The organism is Niastella soli (genome assembly GCF_017742245.1).
Lineage (GTDB): Bacteria > Bacteroidota > Bacteroidia > Chitinophagales > Chitinophagaceae > Niastella > Niastella soli.
In genome coordinates this window covers 615439-640000 of the sequence record NZ_JAGHKO010000004.1, presented here as the reverse complement: position 1 = coordinate 640000, position 24562 = coordinate 615439, and the positions used below count along the sequence as shown (strand labels likewise).

Below are 24562 nucleotides of genomic sequence, written 5' to 3'. Positions count from 1 at the left end.
AAAGTAAATTATAATTTTGATAATGAGAAAAATGATAACGGTAAGTGCGGTTTACCGGGTAGTTACAGACTGTTTAAAAATTCCTTTACAGCATTTAAACCAGGGTAGTTTAGATGACGCTGCCAGGCACCTGTACGTGGGCTCCAACGAAACCTGTGTTTTTTTAACAGGGTTTTTATTTCATCATCTGGTATTTCCCCAAAAAATAATTGAAGGCGTTTGGCTTCCACATTTTTTAAGATGCGCACTCCTTTTATTGTATATTCACCTGGAGTGCGGGTAACTTTATCCCTAAGTTCCATAAGGCATGTTTTGAGTCGTCTGATTTTTTGGCTATTATTGGTTAATAGGGAGGGTGCGAAGCCAATCCCGCCTATGCTTGCTGTTGTATTGAGTATTTGCCATTGTTTCTCAGAAGCCCCTGGCAATTTTAAAAATCCTTTCCTGTCTTTGTAACGTACGCATTTATTAGCCCGCTTCATGAAATCCTGTAAGCTCTCCAGCTCTTCTATTTTATCAGCCAGCTTTTTTACTTCGGGATGCTCGCGAAGTATAGCGTCGTTATTTTTTGCTGCGGATGATGGATTACGATAGTTACCACTTTTCTTACTTGTTTCAATACTTTTCTCTTGTAGGTCATGATCTCGGTCTTTATAGCGGCTGTGCCGTTTTTCAGCAGGATGGCTTATCAGGTTAGGCGGCGCCATGGGAACGTAGGAACTTTTTCTTTTCACACGGGTGTGAAGTCCATAAGCTGATTTGTCATTTTTTGCCGCACCAATTGTGACAGGATTGTGTCGATGTAACTTTCGCTTTTTTGATTTTTGTTTCATAAAATTAAGATTGAATGGTTAAGAAATGCAGGGTACGTTGCCGGTCACCCATGCAACGCAATAGGTTGCCATGACCGGCTTACATTATTTCCAGTTGTTTTGTAGTTTATTTTATAATCTCAGGGTTATTGCAGGGCATTAAGGGACTGGTCAGCGATTTACGCTAATCAATATTGGGTTTACTATATTTAACAGGAACAAATGGGAAATAGGGTACGGATTAATTCTAATTATAAGAGTGGGGCAGTATGAAAGAAGGTTTTGGGGGAGTGTAAATTGCGTGTTTTTTCTTTGACCAGAATAAAGCATGCCGATCAATAACAGCAATAGGATTTAATTGTAGTTCGTCTTCAATATACAATCTCGCTTTACGGATAAGCTCCGTGTAAATTCGTAGGGTAAATGAATCTCTTCTCACGTTTTTAGTATTTAATTTACAGGCAATAGTTGTTTTCTAAACCAGGGGCAATTACCCCTGGTTTTATTTTTTGTCCTACGTAAGACGGTGGTGACTTTCTATTCCGGAACAGTGGCTTGTGTATTATCTATCGTTAACTGATAGTCTAAATTAGTACACAAACCATATTCGCCGAATTATCGTGTGATAACTGAAACGACCAGTTTATCCACATTTTTGCCTGTAAACGAAACATTTTACTTGTTTTGGGCTCTCAGCCTGGATATTGTTACAGGCGAAATTCTGAGAAAACTAGCGAGGTGTTTATCCTGGACGACATTCAGGAGGTTTGGGAAGTGTTTAACCAGATAATTGAACCGGTCAGTTGCCTCTGGTATTCGCATCATTTTTTCACGTTGCAGACTTAATTTGTAATACTTGTTCGTCAAAACACGGCCGTTGAAATTAAAGGTAATGTGATCCCTAAACGTATTTTCCAATTCTTTGAAGGTGATATAGTACACTGTGGTATTTTGTAAAGCTTGAATGAACTCTGTACTGGGCGTTTGGTCCAAAAAACTGTCTATGGCAAAAACAACATCCCCCTGGCTCATGAACCAGGTATTTATTTCCTTTTTATTTTCATCCATTTCGTAACTGCGCAGCAGCCCCTTTTTGACAAAATATACATGTTCACAAATACGCCCTGGCTTCAATAGATATTCTCCCTCCTGGAGTAGCCGGCGTTGTAGTATTTGTATCAAATGATTCTTTAATTCTTCACTTAATGGATAGATGCTATTCAGCATAGTGAGTAATTCTTCCATGTGATAATGTCAGGTTTAATAGTTAATAAATGGTATTTAATGGATCGATATAACTTTGCACGCGCAGCTGCAACATACATTACTAAGAAAGCGCATTGCCGGCACGTTTAGAAAAGTATCAACTATCGATGGGGAGAGATACTATTAAGAGAAAGGGGGCAAGGAATTATCACCCTCAACTAAAATATAAAATTTTGTTTATTAAACCATTGGGTTTCCCGAATTTCTTTGTCCGGGACCTGATGGTAGTGGCAATTGGTAAGCGTGCAGTTTTGCCTGAAATCCGTGCAGTTTCACCCTAAAAGCGCGTAATGGTAACGTACATCTTTGATTGCTGATTGTATAATGGGGCTTCTTTGATAGAATTTTAAATGGCAAACGTGTTTGTAGAAGCCCGGAGGAGCCCTATATTGCGATCATTAATAAGGAAAAGACAAAGATGTTGACAGATGAAATACCTAGATAGTAAATTACAAGAGCGGCTTAAGGAGTTTTACGAAAAATCAAGGAAACTTACTATTCTTACCGGGGCTGGTTTATCGGCGGACAGTGGAATTCCTACATTTCGGGATAAAGACGGATTCTGGACGATTGGTTCAGTTAATTATATGCCTGAAGAAATGGGGACCTATGAAATGTTTGTAAACAAACCGTTGGAGGTCTGGAGGTGGTTCCTGTATCGTTTCAATATTTGTTTAAAAGCGCTGCCTAATACAGGACATTTTGCTATCAGGGAATTGGAAGATATTTTTGCCGACAGGTTCAGATTGATTACCCAAAACGTAGATGGTTTGCATTTTAAAGCGCATTCTTCAAGGGAAAGGACCTTTTTAATTCATGGCACACTTGAAAATGCCCGTTGTGGTAAGGAATGCAGTACTGAGCTTTATCCATATCCACAAATTCCTCTTGAAAAGGATCAGGAATTAACGCCTGCACAAATTGAAGAATTAAAATGCCCAAAGTGCGGGGACTATTTGAGACCGCATGTGCTTTGGTTTGATGAAAGGTATAATGAGAAATATTTCAAGTTGGACAGTTCATTAAGGGTAGCAAAAGAAACTGGTTTATTATTGATTGTAGGAACATCTGGTGCTACAACCTTACCGCAGCGAATTGTGGAAAGCGTATTGAGCAGGCATGGGATCATTATAGATATAAATCCCAATGAAAATTATTTTTCTGAATTGGCTCTGAAGAAGAAAAACGGTTACTGGCTGCAAGGAAAAAGTAGTGATGTCCTTCCTGAATTTGTTCATTTTTTTAGAGGCCTTGGGCTGAAGTGATACTTATATATACACATACAAAAACTGAATAGACCTGGGAATTTCCTGGCACTTAACCCAAATGCTTGAATGTTGTTGACCAGGTGCCCAAATGACAAAGTTTTCAATACCGTCGTCAGTTTCTTTATCTACCAGCTTGATCTGGGAAACTACGCCATTTTATTTGTGAATACTGTTTTAAGCATTTCTGCAGCTCTTATTCTAAGCCAGGGTGTCTGATCGTTTACGCTGCGATCACGAAGCAATTGGATGGTTTTTTCATGATTAGGATAATATTGAAAAATTGCTTCCAGGGCGGCATCTCTTACATAACGGGGATCTTTATATTCTTTATCATCGGGGTTAGGTGAGTCATCATGCCTGGCTGCATCCAAAAGCAGGTCATAAGTGCCGTCAAAATAAGTAAACCATTCGCCCAGCGATTTTATGGCAACCGTTCTGGGGTACTTACCTGACTCAAGCTGACATCTTTCTTTAATAACTTCAAATACACCTTCTCTGGAATGGAAATGAGCTGCCAGCCCGGTTATGGCTGCCACTCTTCCAAAATCATGAATACTGTTTCTTACATTTCTCAGTAATAGCTCATAAGTTTTCGGATGGTCGCTGTAATGTTCTGCAAGCGCATAAATGGCGGCATAACTAACGGTGGGATTAGGGTCTTTATCGGCTAAAATACAGAGTAAGGGATACGTATCGGGATCATCCCGCCAGCCAATAGCCAATGCAAATGGTGCTGACACCCGAATGGTTGGCTCTTCATCAAGTGCGTATTTAAGTACTGCTTGATGCACTTCTTCAGATCCCTTGCCTATATAGCCAATAAAGCTGCCAAACAAATTGTCATATATATAGGCGTAGTTATAACTATATAGATTGCCTAATCTTTCATCTAATATAGTAGCAAAAAAATCCTTGTTAGGCCAGGAAGGGCCAATCAATTTAGCAAACGGCAAAATATTCTGTTTGATAAAAAGGAAATGAGTTGGACGACTTAACATGTCTTCGTCAAATGCAAGACAAATATTGTTCAATAAAATTTTAGCGGGTTCAGCTAATAAATGCATCTTTTTTACCTCGGCCAGGCATTTTATGGCTAGTCCAAGGTGTAAGGGTGGTATAAAACCTTTATCATTAACTGTAAGTTCAACTTTTTTTGGGTCCACAGAAAGAAAGCTAATAATGGAACCTGCGAACTCAGGTTCTATCATCCCGCAAACCAACCTCAATACTTCATGCCAGGATTGATTATAGCAGTACCTTCCAAAAACATTTGTTGTTAATTGTTCCAGGGATAGCTTGTGTGTATTCTTAAAATCGTGCAGAAAATACAAGGCGCAAAAATATTCAAGAAAAGCCCGATGTACAAAACCATACAGCTTGGCCCCGTACTGTGATAATATGAAGTTTCGTTCTCTTAGCTGCTGAATCATATTTTGTGCAGCTGACTTCGCATTTCCTGGTTGTTACTGGTATCTTTCAATTATATATTTTTCAAACTCGTTTTGAAGCTCTTTTTCGATAATATAATTGCCCGCAGCAACACCTTTGCCTATTTGCATTTTGAAAGCTATCTTTTGAAGCATTTCTCTTTTATCTTCTTCGTCAATGTGGTTGCTTTTAAGTTTATGGACTTCCAAATACTTGTTTACATCCCAGATCTCAATAAGCACCTGAGCAGCATGATCATATAATTTCCAACGCTCACGAGGCAATTCCTGGTTTTTTGAAAGAATAGACATAATAGTTAGCAACATTGGATTGCCGGCCAATTGCCGAATGGAGGTTGAATCCTTTACAGCTGCCATGATCAGATTACAGCGTTCTGCTGTGAATTCCTCCTTCCTGTCATATAAGGCTATTGAAAACCATTTTTCAACAAATTCCTTAATTTGGGGTTCATCCAAATCCTGGAGTGTAAAGATCCTGAAACCGGTATCGGTAAGTATTCTGCGTCGAAAACCTACAATGCGGCTGGTAACAATGATCCTGGCGCCCGGATAGGTTTCCTTGAAATTATCAATATGTCTGCAAACCTGATCGCGTTCCTGTGGTTCAAAAATTTCATCCAGTCCATCAAAAATCACAATCGCTTTGCCGGTTGTTTTAAGATAAGTATGCAGAATTTCCTTTTCGAAATAATACCCTTCTGATTGTTTTAAATATTCAAAGTAGTCAATGAAGTTTTTATACTTATCATTCTTTTTAATTAGATCTATATAGCTTTTTAGTTCAATCAACAGGGGTAGATAATCGGGGAATGCATTGCCGATCTTTGAATCCTGTGTTACATCAATGAGTGATAGGATAATGAAACGGGTTAGCGTTGATTTCCCCGAACCTGGGTCGCCCAGGATAACAACATGTTGATTGACGACGTCTGACAGTATATCAAGCACCGGGCGGGGCGGTTTTTTATAATACACATCACTTACCCGCTTTACATCCTCCAATGCAATGTCTTCCGGGAGTTCTCCCTGTTCAAATTCGTTGTTTTTTTGAAGGCGTTCGAGGATTTCAGGCGGGAAATCGACCGGGGGAGGGTTGTCGCGAACATGTTGTTCCACGTATACGGAACGAAGCTGTACTTCTAAATAATCCGACTTTTGACGCGGGGTAAGACTGTCGAGGTCAAGCCGCTGGTATCTTTTCCGGATCTCCGCATAGTAATTATTTAATGCCGCCTGCATGATAATACCTGAATTGGTACTGCCATCAATTGGATAGTACTTACGCAACGCCTCTTTCAATTCATTCATGGTGTAGGTGGGGTTTTCCCAATATTTCCCATATTTCTCATCCAAAATGAGTTGCTCCATGTAAACCTCTTCATCCATTTGCAAAGCAAATACCCTTACTCCTGGAATATTTCTGGCTGCATTCACCAGGTGTCGCGCCCATTTGCTGGCAACTGCTTTATAGGTTGCACAAAATAATACGGGTGTTTTTTCTGTTAAACATTTTGATAACTCTTCAATGATACTTTCGCTTATTGCTATTGTGCCTATATGAACAGCCTCATACCCCTCTTTAATTAAAGGTGCCGCAAGTTGTTCTGCAAGCGTGTCTTCCCCTCTGGCATGGGCAATTAGGATCTTTTGCTTCATCTATTTAATCGCCTTTAAAAGTTGAGATAAACCATTGGAATAGTCGTACACCAGGTCTGCATATTTAATATCAGCTAAGATGGCCGGCGGTTTACCTCCTGTAAGCCGCACAGGTAAAATTTTCACCCCTTCGCCATTTAACTGTCTTGCCAGGGTTGCCATCCATTCCTGACTGATCCACTCAGACATTACGCCTGCATCTGAATAACAAAGGACGAGATAGGTAGCTCCGGCTAGCCCCTCATTGATCTTCTTTATTATTGAATCACCGACATCGATCTTCCAGATGTCAAGCCATACGTCGTGGCCTTTATCTCTAATATGGGCGGCAAGTGTTTCTGCCTCGTCGTTGTCTTTTATTCGGTGACTTATAAAAATATTAGCCATACAGGTTTTTTAAGTGTAGCCTAACGTTACAAAGATTTGGGGTAATAATAACAGGTGTTTTCCCCGTATTTGGAATGCTTTTATGACGGGCATCATCTTATCGGTGGCTACGAAATATTATTTAATTTCTTTATCTATTGAGATGCCCCATTTAAATGGACACAGCCATTCCTGAACTCCATACAACCTGATCGGGCTGTTTCCTGAAACAGATAAAGATCCTTAGGCCAGGTAAGGCCGGGAAAATCATGGGAGATCCTTTGAAGTGAGGGCCACCCAGGATTGGGAGCTGGAAAATCAGTCGTTTGAAACATTTCACACCCTAATCTGAAACATTTCACCTCCTGTTTCAAATAAGACTGTAATAGTTTTACTGCATTCAAGGACCACCCTCAAATATAACCTTTCCTTATGGCGTAATGTTTTCACTGTGACCTCCTTGAGTGCTACAGATTGATTGCAGATAAATGTCATTTTGACCAAAATACCGTGGTTCCGGAATTACAAATTGTTTTTTGAATAAAAACTATGAAGACGTGCTAAAAAAGTATTAGCATGGTAGTACCCTGAAATAATAATTTTATTGTTTCACATATTGTACGCTAACGGTCATTATACTCTAACCTTAATAACTTGCTTTATGAGACATGTTTCAACTGTCAACAGGTTGATCATCAGATTAGTTGTCTGTCCAATGCTACTCCTATTCGTTTCAGCGGCAGCCTTTGCCCAACAAAAAAAGTTAACCGGTAAAATAACCTCCAATTCTTCAGACAGTCAGCCAGTTACAGGAGCAACTGTAACAGCCAGGAAAAGCAAAATCAGTACAGTGACTGCTCCAGATGGTACGTTTACTTTCTCGGTGCCTGCCGATGAAACAACGGTAACCATCAGTTCAATTGGTTTTCAAACCGTGGACGTTCCCATCGGTGCAGATGGAAATATCCTGGTTTCCTTAAAAACCAAGGGCTTCGACCTGAATGAAGTGGTGGTGATCGGGTATGGTACTACAAAACGAAGAGACGTAACCGGCGCCATCAGTTCGGTAAATGCTGCAACTATTGAAAAAATTCCTGTAACCACGGTAGACCAGGCTTTACAAGGTAGAGCAGCCGGGGTGCAGATAACCAATAACGATGGGGCACCAGGCGGCAATATGAGCGTGTTGATCCGCGGTGTTGGTAGTTTGGCCAGTGGCGGGAACGTACCTTTATATGTAATAGATGGTTACCCCACTAACGATGGGATCAATAATCTCAATCCGAATGATATTGCCACCATAGATGTATTGAAAGACGCTTCTGCCACTGCGGTGTATGGTGTTCGCGCTGCCAACGGCGTGGTGATCATCACTACCAAAAAGGGAACAAGAAATAAAACCCAGGTTTCTGTAGATGCCTATACAGGTTTCCAAAGCAAACCTAAACAATACGATATCTTAAATGCCCGTGACTGGGCTACGCTGTCCAACAACGTAGAGGCGGCAGATTCAACGCATACTTATCACGGTTTACCCCTTTGGCATACCCCCGATGTATTGCATACTGTAGACTGGCAGGATGCTATGTATCGTAAAAGCCTTACCCAAAATTATACCGTTGCTATCAGGGGCGGCAACGATAAAGTGCAAACAGCTGTGTCTTTTGGTTATTATAACCAAAAGGGCATCGTACTGGGTTCCTACTTTAAACGCTTCACTACGGGGTTAAACCTCGACTTCCAGCCAACCAAATGGCTTAAATCTTCCAGCAGTGTAAAATACACTTACCAGGATGCCAATAATCCTTACGGAACGGGACAACTGTTTAATTTAGTGATCAACCCGCCAACGCTGGATAGCGGCAACCGGTTGACTTACCAGATAAAAGATGGCAATGGTAATTATGGGTTTTACAATCCGCTTCAGTCCAATGTATTTAAATTCACCAACCCGGTTTATACCGTGGAGTCGAATCAATATGAGAACATTACGAATTATGTGCTGGCCACCTCTTCATTGGAGGCTACCGTCTATGATGGCCTGAAGCTCAAAACCAATGCAGGGGTAAATGTGAAGAATTTCTCCGGCTCCTTTTTTCAACCCGAAGATTCAAGGGCCAATGCCCAATTCCCGACAGCTGCCATTGCCGCTGCCAGCTACCGGCAGAATATGAGCAACAATTTTGAATGGCTGTGGGAGAATACGATCTCGTACGATAAAACCTTTGGCGATCATGCCATTAATTTTGTGGCTGGTGTTTCTGCACAAAAAAATATCAACACCTTAATGGGCGCCACCGGGATCCCACCAAATAATACCACCAGGGACCTGGCCCAAATGTCGAACGTGATCTTTGATCAATGGGGTAACGGTAAAAACATTACAACCATTGCGTCACAGTTTGCACGGGTTACCTATCAGTTTGCCGATAAATACATGATCACCGGGACCATTAGACGAGATGGATCATCCAAATTCGAAAAAGGACATAAATATGGCAACTTTCCTTCCACCGCTGTGGGATGGAGAATAAAAAATGAATCATTCCTGAAAGACGTGAATTGGCTGAGCGACCTGAAACTGCGGGCTGGCTGGGGTAGAGTAGGTAACCAGCTTCCTATCCCAATATTTCAATACCAGGCCTGGTATGTAGGGAACTTTCCTGCCAATTATAATGGCAGTAGTAAAGATAACTTCGGTTATCCTTTTGATAAAATGTACCAGAATGGCAGTGCACAAATTCAGGCAGCAAACCCCGATCTGAAATGGGAAACCGACGAACAAACGGATTTTGGATTGGATGCGGCCTTCCTGGATGGAGCCTTAACTTTAATGGTTGACTACTTCAACAGGGATTCAAAAGATTTTCTGTTGAAGCTACAGGCACCGGCACAAACAGGATATGATTATCTCACCCGCAACGTAGGAAGCATGAATAATAAGGGCATTGAAATTGCCCTGAACTACAAAGGTAATGTGGGTAAATACTTTCAATATGGGGCCGGCCTTACACTATCAAAGATCAAGAACACCCTGACAAGTTTAACTTCCGGCACCAATTACGTTTTAAATTATGGCGGCGTAACGTTAGTGGGTCAGGGCTGGGATGAGTTTAGCCGTTCTTCTGTAGGCGGCCCTGTTGGCGAATTCTATGGGTATAAATCATTAGGTATTTTTCAAACCCAGGCCGAAATAGATGCCCTGAATGCCAAAGCACCAGGTGGCATCTATTACCGCGCAGCTACAAGACCAGGCGATCGCCATTTTGCCGATCTGACCGGCGATGGCGTAGTAGATGCAAAAGACCGTACCGCTATCGGAAACCCGCAACCTAAAGTATTTGGCGGGCTTAACCTCGATGGTTCTTACAAAGCATGGGATTTTAACCTGTATTTTTATGGAAGTTTTGGGAACAAAGTATTGAACTATGTTGAAAGCCACCTCGAAAGCTTCCAGAAAAGAGGCTCGGAAGGCGTTCAGAACGTGAGCCAGGAATATTTTGATAATTACTGGCAGCCCAACCGTCCTTCTAACCGGTATGCCCGCGCCCTGCCTAATGATGATAATACCCTGAATAGTGTTCCCTCTGATGTGTGGGTTGAAAATGGCAGCTTCGTGAAATTAAAAAACCTCACTGTTGGTTATACGTTGCCTTCCGAATTACTGAACAGGTTTTCCATAACCAGATTCAGAGTATATGTTTCTACCCAAAACCTGTTTTTTATCACCAAATATTCAGGGCTTGATCCCGAGATCGGGATGCAGGGTGGTACTTCAAATATGGGCTCTAATACGCTTCCGAATCCAACACAATATGGACTGGACAATGGTACCTATCCTTCCTCCAGGTTTTTTACTCTAGGATTAAACCTCACATTCTAAACGATTGAAAAACTACCGATATGAAAAGAAACAATCGATATATTTTTAAAATAGCCCTGATCATGCTGGTTTTCCCTATGGCCTGTAAGGAAAGTTTCCTGGACCAGGACAATACCTTTCAGTCAAATGCCGATGCGCTTTCCACAAAAAAGGAAGCGGTGATTGGCCTGGTAAATGGTATTTACGATACTTACCAAAACAGCGACCTGCTAAAAAAATGTATCTGGTACCGGGCTAATTTCGGCACCCATGACTTTTTTAACTGGGGCGGTGATGTCTTCTGGAATAACTATCAGATCCCTTCTACGTTTGGTGGACTGTCTACGCTTTGGAACCAGTCGTATATTGGTATCGCCCGGGCCAATTCTGCATTTACCACCATTACAAAAGCTCAGACTAAAGGAGTGATCGATGCTTCACTCGCAAACCGCTTAAAAGGCGAGGCGTATTTTTTACGCGGGCTTACTTATTATTATCTGGCATCCTGTTTTGGCGGGGTACCATTAGAGGTAGATACATCCGGCGCTTTAAATCTGGGGTTAAGACCACGTTCCCCCCGCGATTCTGTTTATATGCAGGTGGTAGCTGATATGAAAAAGGCCGAAACTTTATTATGGTCGAAAAAAGACCTGCCAAAAGCCGACCTGGGAAGAGCTACCAAAGGGGCCGCTTTTGCTTATGAAGGTGCCGCCCAAATGTGGTTGAAAAATTATCCAGCGGCGCTGGCTGCTTTTAACAGTCAGGAATTGTCAAGTAACTATGCTTTATTGAAGAAATTTGCCGATGTGCATGAATACGATAACCAGAACAATAATGAATCACTGTTTGAAATTCAATTTGAAGTAAAATCAGGCGATCCGCAAGACTGGGGTGGAAGCTGGAATCCGCCCGGTGGTGAAATTGCCTGGATAGACAGTTTCAGCTGGCCCGAAGAAATAACCCAACAGGGGTACGATTACGGCAACCCGGCCTTATGGAATTCATTTCAGGAAGGCGATCAACGCAAACTGCTGACCATAGTAGGGCCTGGCGATACCATCGCAAGCCCGGGCATTATAAAGGCATGGGGTGGCATAAAAGGATACATTCCGGTAAAAGACGGTTTTGCCGGCGGCAATAAAAAATATACAGCCGATGATGGTTCTATCTTAAATACCTGTGGTACCCAAACAAGACCCTGGTATGGCAGCGACAATGGCCGCACAGGTTATTATTGCTCTAAAAAATGGCGTGATTACAATTTGACCGGCGGTTATGGCCCGCAAAAAATATTCGGCGATCAAAACCAGATCCTTATGCGATATGCCGAAGTGTTATTAAGCCGGGCTGAATGTAAAATTCGTACCAATGATATCGCCGGCGCTATGGCCGATCTGAAAACAGTAAGAGACAGGGCCTGGGGCGGTATAGCACCTGCAGTGATGAAAGACAGTGCCAATTTTGATGGCACACCGGGGCAACCTATTACCGATCCGCTGCAAATGGTCTTGAGCGAATACAGACATGAACTGGCCGGCGAATATTCGCTTTTCTTTAACCTGTGCAGAGCTGGTACTGATGTAGCCATCGCTTTTATAAAAAAGGCCAATGGTACAGTTGATGGCAGTTATGAACCGGTTGTAAATCCGGCGCCTGGCCCAACACACGACGGTAAGAAACATGGTTTATACAATACCACGCTTACCCCCGAAAAGACCCTGTTGCCAATACCACAGGTTGCCATTTCCCTTAATCCGAATTTGACCCCGAACCCATAATAACTGGGCAGGGTCCGCCCTTAGAATGGCGCCCCGCCTTCAGCAGGGTGCCGGATAAGTAAATAGCAAAAGACCTGTAAGAGCCTGTCCGCCAACCGGACTGGTCTGATTTAATAGTCACGAATGACCTGTCAGGGACGCATAACCATCTGATTATTTTAGACCCGGTGGCGGACCTTTCAGGTCATCCCCTTTTTTATTATCTTTCAAGTACCGTATATATAGAACCATGAATTCATTACGATTACTAACTGTTGGTACATTGCTGTTTTGCATGGCTGCCTGTCGTTCAAAACATTCCTTATTCCAGAAAATTGGATCGTCGCATTCAGGGATCACGTTCAATAATCGCATCATTGAGAACGACTCCATCAACCCGTTGAATGTGGTAAACATTTACAATGGAGGGGGCATTGGCGTTGGTGATTTTAATAATGATGGCCTACAGGATCTCTATTTTACCGGTAATATGGTGCCCAGCAAATTATATCTTAACAAAGGCAATTTTACCTTTGAAGATATAACTGCCCCCGCAGGTGTTGACGGGTTAGGCCGATGGGCAAGGGGAGTGGCGGTAGTAGATATCAATAACGATGGCCTGATGGACCTCTATATCTGTAATACGATCTACAAAGACTCCCTCAGAAGAAGAAATATCTTATATGTAAATCAGGGAACGGATAAAGCCGGTATTCCGCATTTTAAAGATCTGGCGGCTGCCTATGGGCTGGATATTCATGTACAATCAACCATGGCAGCCTTTTTCGATTATGATAATGACGGGGATCTTGATATGTATCTCACCGTTAACGAGGCCTCCAACGGATATAACACCTCTGTTTTTTTAGAACGTAATAAAAGCAACACGGGACCCAACCGCGGCAAGCTGTTCCGTAACGACCTCGATTCAATAACCAAACAGACAGTTTTTCACGATGTGTCTGAAGAAGCCGGAGTAATAGAGCATGGGTACGGCCATGGGGCCACTGTTTGCGATATAAATAACGATGGGTGGAAAGATATTTATGTGTCGGATGATTTTCTGTCGAACAATATTTTATATATCAACAACCACAATGGTACCTTTTCAAATAAGGTAAAGGAGTATTTTAAACATACCTCCTTTAATACCATGGGTCAGGACATTGTTGATATCAATAACGATGCATTGCCTGATGTAATTGAGCTGGACATGAACCCGCCGGATAATTACCGGAAGAAAATCATGACCGCCACCACCAATTATGTCACCTACCAGAACTTTGACAATTACGGCTATCAATATCAATATGTGCGCAACACCTTGTCATTGAACAGGGGCCCAAGACTGGATGATAACGATTCCCTGGGTGCGCCGGCTTTTAGTGAGATTGGTTTCATGAGCGGTATTTCGCAAACAGACTGGAGCTGGGCCCCGCTGGCAACCGATTTCGATAACGATAGTTACCGGGATATAATTATTACAAATGGATTTCGTAAAGATGTAAGCGATCATGATTTCGTCAGTTATCGGCAATATGCCACCAATCTGACACCCAAGTCGGAATTGATCAAGCAGATCCCGGAGGTGAAACTCAATAATTTTGCTTTCCATAATAATGGCAACCTCACCTTCAGCGATGTGACCGATAATTGGGGTTTGAAGATACCTACGTTTAGTAATGGTGCTGTATATGCAGATCTTGACAATGACGGTGCCATGGATATGATCATTAACAATATCAACGATGAAGCCCTGTTGTACAGGAATACGACGCGTGATAAGGATACTGTTACTGACAATTACCTGCAGATCAGTTGTAAAGGCGGCCCGAAAAATATAAATGGATTGGGCGCCATGATCACCATTTACTATGATGGCGGCAAAGTACAGGCATTTGAAAACAATCCCTACCGGGGGTATCTTTCCTCCATGCAGGCTATAGCCCATTTTGGACTGGGAAAAACTACGGTGGTTGACTCGGCAGTAATACAATGGAATACGGGTAAAAAACAGGTGTTAAAGAACGTTAAGGCCAACCAACATATTACTGTAAGTATCGCCAATGCCGATCAATCCTACACAAATGAACAACCAGCTATAAATTCCGCGGCCTTGTTCCATAATGTAACCCGGTCACTGGGTATTCACTATGCCCATCGGGATTTTGACTTTGTTGATTTTAATATTCAATCTATTCTGCCGCATAAATTTTCGGAAAACTGTCCGGCCCTGGCCGCAGCTGATCTGGATGGCAATGGGTTGGACGATATGATAATCGGGGGCAATGCCGCCAATCCGGCGCAGCTTTTTTTGCAACAACCCAATGGTTCTTTTGTACAAAAGGATTTGTATGAACCGAAACCCGGTACCGGTACGCATAAAGACGAAGGTGTCCTGGTGTTTGATGCCAATGGTGATGGCAAACCCGATGTATATGTTTCAAGCGGCGGTTTTCATAATGCTACAGGTGATGTATGTTACCAGGATAGATTATACATCAATAACGGTAATGGTGGCTTTACAATTGACAGTACAGCGTTACCACAAAATCATACGAGTAAACTATGTGTAAGGGCCTTCGATTATAATAAAGACGGCAAACTGGATTTATTTGTAAGCGGCCGAGTTGATCCTGGCTTTTACCCAAAACCGGTAAGCAGCTTTATTTTCAGGAACGATTCTCAAAACGGTCATGCAAAATTTACAGATGTAACCGCTGAAGTAGCACCGGCGTTAAAGAACATCGGGCTGGTTTGTGATGCGCTGTTTACTGACTTTAATAACGACGATCAAACCGATCTGATCCTAACAGGGGAGTGGATGCCGGTTACTTTTTTACAGAATCAAAACGGAAAATTTAAAAATGTTACGGCTGGCACAGGCATAGGCAACAAGCGGGGATGGTGGAGTTCGATTGTTGCCGGCGACTTTCGGAATACTGGCCGCACCGATTATATAGTGGGGAATGTGGGACTGAATACGTTGTTCCAGGCCAGTGATCAATTCCCGGTTTGTATAACCGCTGGTGATTTTGCCGAAAATGGGGGGTATCTGGCAATCCCGTCTTTATTCCTTCCCAATGTGAATGGAGAATTGAAAGAATTTCCTGCTAATGGCCGGGATGATATTATTGAAAGATGGCCTGCTGTAAAAAAGCGGTATGAGCAATACAGAAAGTTTGCGGTAGCTACCATGACGGATATTATCCCTGCAGACAAAATGGCGACTGCATTGCGGTTACATGCCAATATGCTGCAAACCTGTTTTCTTAGAAATGATGGCAATGGTAAATTCACCATGATCCCCCTGCCCGTAACAGCCCAGATGTCTGTTATTAATGGAATGATCACAGAAGATTTTGATGGCGATGGCAATTTGGATGTACTGATGAATGGAAACGATTTTGGTACTGATATTTCCATCGGTCGTTATGATGCGTTTAATGGTTTGTCGCTGAAAGGGGATGGAAAGGGTGGATTCACCCCGCTTTCGATCCAGCAAAGTGGCATCTACATTCCGGGCAATGGAAAGGCCCTGGTGAAGATGGCTGGAAGTAAGGGTAATTATCTGGTTGCTGCAAGCCAGAACAGGAATGAAATGAAAATATTTGAACAAACCAAAAAGACGCAGCTTGTTAAGGTCAATCCGGATGATCGGATGGCAATCCTCCATTTTATAAACGGGCAGAACCGGAAAGAAGAATTTTATTATGGATCTTCCTACTTGTCACAGTCGGCCAGGTTTATTGCGGTTACCTCAGCTATTTCGGCTGTTGATATTACTGACAATGCAGGCAAGATGAGAAAAATTACTTTTAAATAAATTTTCCAGGAACAAAAACGTAGCGCATGGAAATGAAAAAGCCCCCCGATCAATCGGAGGGCTTTTTCCCGTCTAAAGAAATTACTATAAGTTATTTCGCAATGGTAAATGTGATGGTCTTCGCAGTACCGGCTACACCTTTTGAATCATAGGGAGTAGCTTTCAGCGTATAAGTACCTAATGCTGGTGGGTTCCAGTTGCCATAATAGTAGTTACCGTTTCCATCATCGCCATGCAATGCAAAGGGAGCTGCAGCATCAGTATAAGTTTTGCTTTGTTTGCCGCTTAACTCAAATTTTACATTCGCAATAGTTCCAGCTGTGATCGCACGAATATTTGCTTTTGCCAGTTTCAGTGCGCTCAGGCTGATCGTTTGACCATTTGAAATGGTTTGTACATCTTTTTCTGTGTCTGAATTTACCAGCGTGAAGGATGAAACGCTCAACCCATTAGTAGGTAATGTAGGTTGGGTAGTTGATCCATCAGTTGGGCTGGTTGGTGTAGTGGTAGTTTTACCAACGGGCAACATTTCATTATAAGTTGCTGTTGCTTTACCATATTTGATATCATCGAAATACAGTACTCTCAGGTTGGTAGAAGTGGTTTTAGTACCATTCCAGTCTGATTTGTAGATACCCATTTTCCAGTTAGGAAGATGGAAATCGCCAGTGATCTTGTACATGCTTGCACCTTTACGTGATACGATCTGTTTGCCATCTTTCCAGATCTCGATCAAACCATCAGAACCTGATGAGTGGATGATATGATATACATAAGTATGCCATCTGTCTTTTTCTATTGTGCCAAGATCAGTTCTGGCATCATCTGGTGTTCTCATAACAAGATGGCCGTTTGTTACACGCAGGGAGATAGCTGGCGTAATGCCACCGCCACCATGCCACTGGGTGATAACTTCATCATCAGTCTCATCTTTATACTGAGCGCTGGGCATATACAATGCATAAGAATACCAGAAATTATTGGTTGTAGGTGTTGGGAAAGAGATTTCGGCTCTTGTACCGCTATGGCTTTCAGCATCGGTATCTCTTAACTCAAAACGAGCTGATTTTGTACCATTGAAAACCTGGGTTGTTGATTGAGTAATACCATAGGATGTTGCATATTGTATGCTTAAACTTAACCCGCCGGTTAAAAAGCTGCTACCATCTGCATTCTCCGACCAGATAATATTTCCACCTGATGTTGCTTGTGTTGATACTTGCTCTTCACTATCAATACCCACAGGTTTTTGGTCAATATTTTTCTGACAAGCAGCTAATGTAGCCAGTAAAAGGGAAACGGACAGCACGCGCTGATTTCTACGTAACAAATTGCCTCTTTTGTGCATCAAAGTTTTCATTTCAGGTAATTAATTTCTAGATTTTAAAAAAAAGTTTTCAATTGTCGGTAACGTCTTGCTTACGCACAGAACTTCCCCGTTCACATCACAAGTGGTTTTTTAAAACTTGCGATGCGTTACATGTCCGCCATGCCGCATTATTCGGCATGTAACGGTTTGATCCTCTCTTGTTGATTCTAAAGACAGATACAGTTACTTACTCTGTCGTTTTTCATTCCGGTGCCCCGGAATGCCAAGGCTAACATTTCATAACGTACGAATGCGAAATATAGGTAAGGTTATAGATAAGGTGCTTACACAAGGTGATGGAAAACAAATTAGAGCCTTTCAGTTTTAATTCCGGAACAATAGACAACGCCGTGCTCATGTACATCCATAGAGATCCTCTTCAAAAAGCCTTCATAATTACACACAACAGTGCTTCTACACAGTGCTGGATTGGTGTGTCCAGACCTGTATTGGGGGAGTCACTGTTTAGTAAATCCCATTTGATTAGTGTAATACTTATTTACAAATCTTCACATTGAATGAATTGTAAATAATGACTAAACCATTCAGATGATTTGATGTGAATCATGAAGAACACTTGTTGATACCGTGTCGCTTTTCAAGGCGATGGCTGCTCTTCTTCCAAACTGTGAGTTGGAGGTTATTGATGGCTGCGCAAGCCTGTATGTCTGCGCGCCTTTTGTAGCAATAGCACGGATTATTAGTTTTCTTGTTTCTGGTACAGATGAAAAGATGTTAGTGACATCTTTGAGGATTCTGCTAATAGTTTTCATCATAAGGACATTTGTGTTTTCAAAAAGTATTTCGTGCCATTCAAACACAAACATGGTGCCTGAATTTTGGTTAATCTAAAGTTTTCAAAGAAATAGACATTTGTCAAATAGCTTTCATTCAGTACGATGATGCAAAGCTGCATACTTTTTCATTTAATTGAAACCTTATGTCATTAAAATGCTACTGATGTAGTCGATTTAATATAAGTGGTGGTAAGTGTTATTGCTTAAAAAAAAGCTCCGATAGAATTGGTGTACGCAAAACAATTGTAAATAGTCTGTGTGAGGTTTTGTACTATCTGTATAAGGCTTAATTGAACAGCAGCGCATAATGAAGCTGGCGTATAGTGGCAAACCGGATGATTGGCAGCTGGCTGATACTTCGCAAGCCAAACTATTTGCCGGCCCATTGGGCTGCTGATTCACCTGGAGATTGCTGACGGTCGGGTGGCATCGGCTCCACTATGCTGTTAAGGAGCTATTGTATTTTGTCCGGTTATGATCGCAAGCGGGGTAGTTCCAGGAGCTCCTCCTGTTCAATCGATCGTCAACGAACTGCTCTATTCGAACTTATTTATGGATGTTCTATTGCAAATTGAACAGCTTAACTATATATTAGCTCCTTAATTTTGGAAGAGGGACCTGCAGATAATTAAAATATAAACATGGGAATTTTCGACAAACTATTTGGAAAAAAGGAAGCGGAGAAAACTATTGATAATGATTTAGGGTATGGCTTTATTAGAAAGGTAACGAATGAACAAAGAGAGCGGCTCACTCAATCGACTATTCCATTAATGGCCACACAGCTTTATATGCACTATTGGACGGATAATTTAGTTTGCGAAGATCCTAACGACCAGGAGTGGCAAAATAAGGTCCTGTTTTTTTGGAAGGCCGAAGAACCATTTCCCAAAAAATCCCTGCCGCCGGTTTTTGAGACCTTTGCAAGTAGGAATTTCGTATTTGTAGGTGATACCTCTAATATTTCTTTACAGGTTGGGCAGGCCATGCCCTGGTTCGGAATGCCGGGATTGGGCGACAAATACGCATGTGTTGTGAATGGACAAAAAATAACAATTCCGGAGCTATATAAACTGGGTGTGGTTGAATATGTGGAGCCGGTAGCATTAACAACAGACAACCTGGATATCCTGACAAACCAGGATCGGTATTTTTTCCTGATTGACGATAGCATCACCCCATTTCAGGGCCACAGCTTCTATCATAAAGGAAAGCCTATTCCCATTGGCGTTGCATATTGCATGGGCGGAATTAGTATTTTGGAGAAAAAGAATTATGACTTTTAATTGAAGTAATACCCAACCGGGTTACGGTTTTAGCTATTTAATTTTCTAAACTCGGTTGGACTTATTCCCTTATATTTTTTAAAGGAGCGGTTTAAATGGCTTTCGTCGGTAAAGTCAAATTCATACACGATCTCGTTAATTCTCATGTCGCTGTGTAAAAGCTTGGATTCCACCAGGCGCATTTTGTAGTTGGAGATATATTGCTGCAACGTTTCTCCTGTTTGCTTCTTGAAATAACGCCCCAGATAAGCTAACGAGATATCGAAATGCCTGCTTATTATTTCTGCTCTCAATTTGCCAGGTTCAAAAACGTTTTGCTGTATATAGTGCAATATTTCAAGCACCGGCTCGCCGGTATTTTCTTTTATATTTTTGGGGAGCTTTAAGGCAATATTTCTTGCCACAATGGTAATGACCGTGTTTACTACCTGTTCAATGATCTTGTTGAAATAAATTTGCTGATTGGTGTTCTCCCGAATAAGGCTTTCTATAAGCGATGCAATAAATGGCTTGTCTGCCTTGTTTTTCAAAATACAACCTGGACGATGGCTGGCATTTTGAAGTATATATTCCATCCGCTTTACTGCATCTTTATCTTTTGAAATAAATGTCTTTACATAATATTCACTAAAGCGAATAAAAAAGAAGTTAGACACATTGGCTATTTCAAAGGAATGGATGTCTTGTGGTGTAATAAGGAATAAGTTCCCCTTGCGGTAATTAAATCTTAGTTTGTTTATATATTGAACGCCGGTGCCATCCACCACATAGATCAGCTCAAAGAAGTTCCTGCTTCGTTTTGATTGAGGATAGCTGTGTAATTCTTTATACTCCACTTCAAATGGCACGTATATGTTCTCCGGTTTCATGAAGGAAATTTACAGAATAAGTGAAAAAATGTACAGAAAGGTACTTAATTAATCTGTATAATATTGCAGGGAAGAGTTATTAAAAATTAAGTTGTCAAATATGAAGAAAATAATCGTTTTACTGTTGCTGTCAGGGGCCACCTGTATGTTGCATGCACAACAAAGCAACCCTGCAAGATCGTTACAAAAAAAGTTAATTGGAACGTGGGCATTGGTCTCTGTTGTTAATATTCATCCCGATAGCAGCAGGGACTATCCTTACGGGGAAAATCCTCAAGGGCTGTTGATGTTTGATGAAAAAGGCAATTATGCTATTCAAATACTGAAAGCCGAACGGCCAAAAATTGCATCAGGCGACAAAAATAAATGCACCCCGGAAGAAAGTACTGCATTAGTACAAGGCAGTAATTCACATTTTGGAAAGTATAAAGTTGATGAGAAGAAAAATTCCATTTCATTTATTATTGAGCATGCTTTTTATCCAAATTGGGAGGGTACTGAGCAGGAACGTTTTTATACATACACGGGCAATGAAATAAAGTATGTGGTGACGCATACGACACAGGGCGGGCAAAAAGTAATTGCAGAAGTCGCCTGGCGAAGAATAAAGGGATAGCTAACTTTTACTATACAAGTTACAGTTATGTATACAAACAACACTACAACAACAGACGATAGTAATACATTTGCAATAAGACCGGCAAGACAGTTGCCATCAGCTGGCAAAAAAACTCAGGTTTCCTGGTTGCGAAAAGTATTCCAACGCATTAAATTAGATAAGCATGCGTTAAGACAGACACTTGAGATTACATTTTGGCGATAGGTTTTTGAGCCCCTGGTAAACCTTGCCTTCATGCCTCTCCGGCGCCATAAGGGGCTATTCTGGCGCTTATTTTGTCATTGGGGTCTATCCGCCTGCTTGTGCGGTTGCGGGCATTTTAAAGCATATTATCGTTTAAGTACTACCGATACCGGTGTATAATTATGTCAAAGCCAGGTTAGTGTGCAGTAGACCCCCTATTCAAAGTGTAGTTAAGTCCTGTTGAGATTCACTCCAGATATACTCCAACAAGCCATTTCCCGCCTAAGAATGCCATAGGAATCCCATAGGAATGCCATAAGAATGCCATAGGCTATGGCATTTTGGTGCGATTTCGGTGGTATTCCGGTGGGATCTGGAGCGTATATACGCTAATATTCAGCTAAGTCTGTAATAGATCTGACCAGGAGCGGAAAAGCCCTGAAACTCATTTCTTTAATGAATTTCAAGGCTTTTTATCTTTTGTTGGGAGCTGAACGGTCTTTAAATTTTTTTCGCCAGGGTGCGTCGATTTCCCAGTCTCCTGCCATAATACAACCATAAGGCATGATCTCATCTACCACTTCACCAAGTCCGAATTCCTGCATTTGGCGTTTTACCGAATGGGCATCTTTATAAGCACTTGGTAATTCAGAGATATCTATGTTGTTGGAGAAAAACCTAATATCAAGTCCCCGCGTTTCTTCTGCAAAGACCTGTTCAATGGTTTTGTCGGCTTTTGTCCTTTTGTGAGCTTTTCTACTCACGTTTCTGCCCGCACCGTGTGGTGCAAAACCCAGGTTGTTTTCAGTCGTTTGTCCCTTTACGATCAAAACAGGCATGCTCATATTTAAAGGGATCAGGCGCAAGCCATTTTTGCTATCAGGAACAAATTTGTCATCCAGCGGCGTGGCACCTTTGGCATGATAAAACAGGTCTTCGTCCTTAAATACAAAATTGTGTTCATTCCAGAACCTGTCCACCAGATCCATTTTTAACTTTTCAAGGGTGGCATTGTGAAGAGTGGTATGATTCAATTTTGTCCAGTCTCTTACTATTTGTAACGCCTCCCAGTATGATTTACCTTCATTGGTATCATAAGGTATCCAGGCATTTTTAGGAAGCGTTCGGGGTGAAATATCTTTTCTAAACATTTCAGCCACTTTCATTCCCTGGGTATAAAGGTTGGCTCCAAAGCCACGGCTTCCATGATGGGTTACCATCATCGTTTCGCCGGTTTGTTTTGAGATACCTACGAATAAAAAGTGGTTGCCATCGCCTTGAGTTCCTAAATGAGATTTTGCTAAATTCAAACTCGCCTGATTGTTAAAGAATTTGTTTGCTGCAATTCGCTCTTCCAGGTCTTTTGGCAGTTCGGAGAATTCCGGCCGTCCGCCGCCACCAAAATGCGTAACGGAATGCGCTTTATCTAAAACCTCTTTAGGAGATATGTTGCCGAAATTAGTCATCATTACAGAACAACAAATGTCTGCACTATGCATAGCCGGGTGGATAGCGTTTTTTGCGGCTACCACTCCTCCTACAGGAATTTGGCCAACTTCCCCGGTAGGGCATGCATCAGGCATTACAACGCCTTTTACCAATGTTGGGGTCTTCATTAGCACATTCATGGTGTCAAAAACCTCCTGAACATTTGAAATTTCGGCTTCCGTTTCAGCTTTAATGTTCTTGTAAAAAGGTAACGGTTCCCTGAATGGCTCAATGGTTTCCGGTGCAATGGTTTTTATATATGAAGCAAGTGCCTCACCTTCCAGGTTATTTTGATTCGCATATACAATTGCTTCTTTAAACCATGTTGAAGGTCTGTAACCCAATTCGATCAGTTCTTTTCCTGTTATCATTTTGTTTGTTTTATTACAGGGATATCTTTATCTCTAAATACTTGCCTCGGCATATCCATGTTATTGTGACTGCAAGATGAGATCGATCTGCGCAGCGGATCTGCGTAGTATGAAAATAATTTCAGGTTTCAGTCGAAAGGAGAATATTATAAAAATGAAGCCGCTCCGATGTATTGGGGCGGCTTCATTATATTTTGCCGGATGTAGCATTTAACGCCAGCCTAATCCGGGTGCAACATATTTCAAAATAGAAGACAGAACGTGAATGTTGTATTCAACTCCTAACGTGTTAGGTATTGTCAAAAGAAGCGTATCGGCTTCCTGGATGGCTTCATCCTGAGCCAGCTCCCTGATGAGCTGCTCTGGTTCTGCGGCATAGCTTCTTCCGAAAATAGCGCGCCTGTCATTTTCAAGAATGCCAATTTGGTCTGCTTTGCTGGTTTCCTGCCCAAAAAAGTACCTGTCCTGATCGTTTACCAATGCAAAGATAGACCGGCTTACCGAAACCCTTGGCTCACGCTGGTGCCCCGCTTTTTTCCAGGCTTCTTTGTACAACCTGATCTGTTCTGCCTGCTGTACATGGAACGGTTTGCCGCTTTCGTCGAACTTCAGGGTTGAACTTTGCAGGTGCATCCCGTTTTCTGCTGCCCAAATAGCGGTGGCATTAGAAGCGGCTCCCCACCAGATGCGTTCCCGCAATCCCGCTGAGTAGGGTTCTAATCGTAATAAGCCTGGTGGATTAGGAAACATTGGATAGGGGTTAGGTTTTGCAAATCCAACACCTTTGAGCGCATCCAAAAATTGCAGTGCTTTTCGGCGCCCCATATCTGTGTCATTTTCTCCTTCAGCTGGTTCGTATCCAAAATAACGCCAGCCATCGATCACCTGTTCCGGCGAACCTCTGCTGATCCCCAATTGTAATCGCCCGCCGGAAATCAAATCGGCGGCTCCGGCGTCTTCCACCATGTAGAGGGGATTTTCATAACGCATGTCAATAACACCTGTTCCAATTTCGATATTGCTTGTTTTGGCGCCGATGGCCGAAAGCAAAGGAAATGGAGAGGCTAACTGAGCAGCAAAATGATGCACCCGGAAATACGCACCATCTAAACCGATCTCTTCGGCTGCAACGGCCAGGTCAATGGACTGCAGCAAGGTGTCACTTGCCGTACGGGTTTTATAGCCTGTACGATTGGACCAATGTCCGAATGATAAAAATCCTATTTTCTTCATACAACTCTTTCAATTGTAAAATAGCCACACAAAAATAGGTATTATATAATTGCCGGCAATTAGGTCATCTTACATGCCTCAGGGGA

The 24562-nt window shown here is 42.0% G+C and carries 15 protein-coding genes; 6 read left to right on the top strand and 9 right to left on the bottom strand.

Features of this window, described 5'->3' with window-relative positions; genetic code table 11:
* Nucleotides 1-62 precede the first annotated feature (62 nt).
* On the bottom strand, nt 63-833 hold the full coding sequence (locus J7I42_RS17530; RefSeq protein ID WP_209140139.1) for a DUF3560 domain-containing protein: 771 nt from the start codon (nt 831-833) through the stop codon (nt 63-65).
* A gap of 654 nt (nt 834-1487) precedes the next feature.
* The gene (locus J7I42_RS17525) at nt 1488-2057 is read right to left on the bottom strand and encodes a Crp/Fnr family transcriptional regulator (protein ID WP_209140138.1); all 570 of its coding nucleotides are present in this window, start codon (nt 2055-2057) and stop codon (nt 1488-1490) included.
* 449 nt (nt 2058-2506) lie between these two features.
* On the opposite strand from J7I42_RS17525, the gene J7I42_RS17520 reads away from it, so the two are divergent.
* Nucleotides 2507-3343 (top strand): SIR2 family NAD-dependent protein deacylase, encoded by an 837-nt coding sequence (locus J7I42_RS17520; protein WP_209140137.1) that lies wholly within the window; start codon nt 2507-2509, stop codon nt 3341-3343.
* Between the two features lie 149 nt (nt 3344-3492).
* On the opposite strand, the gene J7I42_RS17515 is transcribed toward J7I42_RS17520, so the two are convergent.
* The 3 genes from J7I42_RS17515 to J7I42_RS17505 all read right to left on the bottom strand — a co-directional run bounded on the left by J7I42_RS17515 (nt 3493) and on the right by J7I42_RS17505 (nt 6837).
* Nucleotides 3493-4299 (bottom strand): HEAT repeat domain-containing protein, encoded by an 807-nt coding sequence (locus tag J7I42_RS17515; RefSeq protein ID WP_209140136.1) that lies wholly within the window; start codon nt 4297-4299, stop codon nt 3493-3495.
* A gap of 510 nt (nt 4300-4809) precedes the next feature.
* Nucleotides 4810-6450 (bottom strand): hypothetical protein, encoded by a 1641-nt coding sequence (locus J7I42_RS17510; protein ID WP_209140135.1) that lies wholly within the window; start codon nt 6448-6450, stop codon nt 4810-4812.
* Nucleotides 6451-6837 (bottom strand): toll/interleukin-1 receptor domain-containing protein, encoded by a 387-nt coding sequence (locus J7I42_RS17505; protein ID WP_209140134.1) that lies wholly within the window; start codon nt 6835-6837, stop codon nt 6451-6453.
* 694 nt (nt 6838-7531) lie between these two features.
* Between J7I42_RS17505 and J7I42_RS17500 the strand changes: the two genes are divergently transcribed.
* From J7I42_RS17500 to J7I42_RS17490, 3 genes are all read left to right on the top strand, one after another.
* A complete protein-coding gene (locus J7I42_RS17500; protein WP_209140133.1) occupies nt 7532-10699 on the top strand; it encodes a SusC/RagA family TonB-linked outer membrane protein in 3168 nt (1055 codons plus the stop codon).
* A 20-nt stretch (nt 10700-10719) separates the two neighbouring features.
* Nucleotides 10720-12456 (top strand): RagB/SusD family nutrient uptake outer membrane protein, encoded by a 1737-nt coding sequence (locus J7I42_RS17495; RefSeq protein WP_209140132.1) that lies wholly within the window; start codon nt 10720-10722, stop codon nt 12454-12456.
* A gap of 229 nt (nt 12457-12685) precedes the next feature.
* On the top strand, nt 12686-16261 hold the full coding sequence (locus J7I42_RS17490) for a VCBS repeat-containing protein (protein WP_209140131.1): 3576 nt from the start codon (nt 12686-12688) through the stop codon (nt 16259-16261).
* 91 nt (nt 16262-16352) lie between these two features.
* Here J7I42_RS17490 and J7I42_RS17485 read toward each other — a convergent pair whose 3' ends face one another.
* A complete protein-coding gene (locus tag J7I42_RS17485) occupies nt 16353-17621 on the bottom strand; it encodes a polysaccharide lyase (protein ID WP_209140130.1) in 1269 nt (422 codons plus the stop codon).
* 1447 nt (nt 17622-19068) lie between these two features.
* On the opposite strand from J7I42_RS17485, the gene J7I42_RS17480 reads away from it, so the two are divergent.
* Nucleotides 19069-19713 (top strand): glycohydrolase toxin TNT-related protein, encoded by a 645-nt coding sequence (locus tag J7I42_RS17480; RefSeq protein WP_209140129.1) that lies wholly within the window; start codon nt 19069-19071, stop codon nt 19711-19713.
* 29 nt (nt 19714-19742) lie between these two features.
* On the opposite strand, the gene J7I42_RS17475 is transcribed toward J7I42_RS17480, so the two are convergent.
* On the bottom strand, nt 19743-20582 hold the full coding sequence (locus tag J7I42_RS17475) for an AraC family transcriptional regulator (protein WP_209140128.1): 840 nt from the start codon (nt 20580-20582) through the stop codon (nt 19743-19745).
* Nucleotides 20583-20682: 100 nt separating this feature from the next.
* Here J7I42_RS17475 and J7I42_RS17470 point away from each other — a divergent pair, with 100 nt between their 5' ends.
* Nucleotides 20683-21198 carry a lipocalin-like domain-containing protein gene (locus J7I42_RS17470; RefSeq protein ID WP_209140127.1) on the top strand — a complete coding sequence of 172 codons (516 nt, stop codon included), beginning with the start codon at nt 20683-20685 and terminating at the stop codon, nt 21196-21198.
* 659 nt (nt 21199-21857) lie between these two features.
* On the opposite strand, the gene J7I42_RS17465 is transcribed toward J7I42_RS17470, so the two are convergent.
* On the bottom strand, nt 21858-23243 hold the full coding sequence (locus J7I42_RS17465; RefSeq protein WP_209140126.1) for an RtcB family protein: 1386 nt from the start codon (nt 23241-23243) through the stop codon (nt 21858-21860).
* 210 nt (nt 23244-23453) lie between these two features.
* Nucleotides 23454-24476: an LLM class flavin-dependent oxidoreductase gene (locus J7I42_RS17460; protein ID WP_209140125.1), complete on the bottom strand. Its 1023-nt coding sequence runs from the start codon at nt 24474-24476 to the stop codon at nt 23454-23456.
* Nucleotides 24477-24562: the final 86 nt, after the last annotated feature.

Bases quoted from the DNA above. Each gene is read 5' to 3' on its own strand.
- J7I42_RS17485 (WP_209140130.1), bottom strand. From the start codon at position 17,621: ATGAAAACTTTGATGCACAAAAGAGGCAATTTGTTACGTAGAAATCAG.
- J7I42_RS17475 (WP_209140128.1), bottom strand. From the start codon at position 20,582: ATGAAACCGGAGAACATATACGTGCCATTTGAAGTGGAGTATAAAGAA.
- J7I42_RS17480 (WP_209140129.1), top strand. From the start codon at position 19,069: ATGGGAATTTTCGACAAACTATTTGGAAAAAAGGAAGCGGAGAAAACT.
- J7I42_RS17495 (WP_209140132.1), top strand. From the start codon at position 10,720: ATGAAAAGAAACAATCGATATATTTTTAAAATAGCCCTGATCATGCTG.
- J7I42_RS17470 (WP_209140127.1), top strand. From the start codon at position 20,683: ATGAAGAAAATAATCGTTTTACTGTTGCTGTCAGGGGCCACCTGTATG.
- J7I42_RS17510 (WP_209140135.1), bottom strand. From the start codon at position 6,450: ATGAAGCAAAAGATCCTAATTGCCCATGCCAGAGGGGAAGACACGCTT.
- J7I42_RS17500 (WP_209140133.1), top strand. From the start codon at position 7,532: ATGCTACTCCTATTCGTTTCAGCGGCAGCCTTTGCCCAACAAAAAAAG.
- J7I42_RS17505 (WP_209140134.1), bottom strand. From the start codon at position 6,837: ATGGCTAATATTTTTATAAGTCACCGAATAAAAGACAACGACGAGGCA.
- J7I42_RS17520 (WP_209140137.1), top strand. From the start codon at position 2,507: ATGAAATACCTAGATAGTAAATTACAAGAGCGGCTTAAGGAGTTTTAC.
- J7I42_RS17525 (WP_209140138.1), bottom strand. From the start codon at position 2,057: ATGGAAGAATTACTCACTATGCTGAATAGCATCTATCCATTAAGTGAA.
- J7I42_RS17530 (WP_209140139.1), bottom strand. From the start codon at position 833: ATGAAACAAAAATCAAAAAAGCGAAAGTTACATCGACACAATCCTGTC.
- J7I42_RS17460 (WP_209140125.1), bottom strand. From the start codon at position 24,476: ATGAAGAAAATAGGATTTTTATCATTCGGACATTGGTCCAATCGTACA.
- J7I42_RS17465 (WP_209140126.1), bottom strand. From the start codon at position 23,243: ATGATAACAGGAAAAGAACTGATCGAATTGGGTTACAGACCTTCAACA.
- J7I42_RS17490 (WP_209140131.1), top strand. From the start codon at position 12,686: ATGAATTCATTACGATTACTAACTGTTGGTACATTGCTGTTTTGCATG.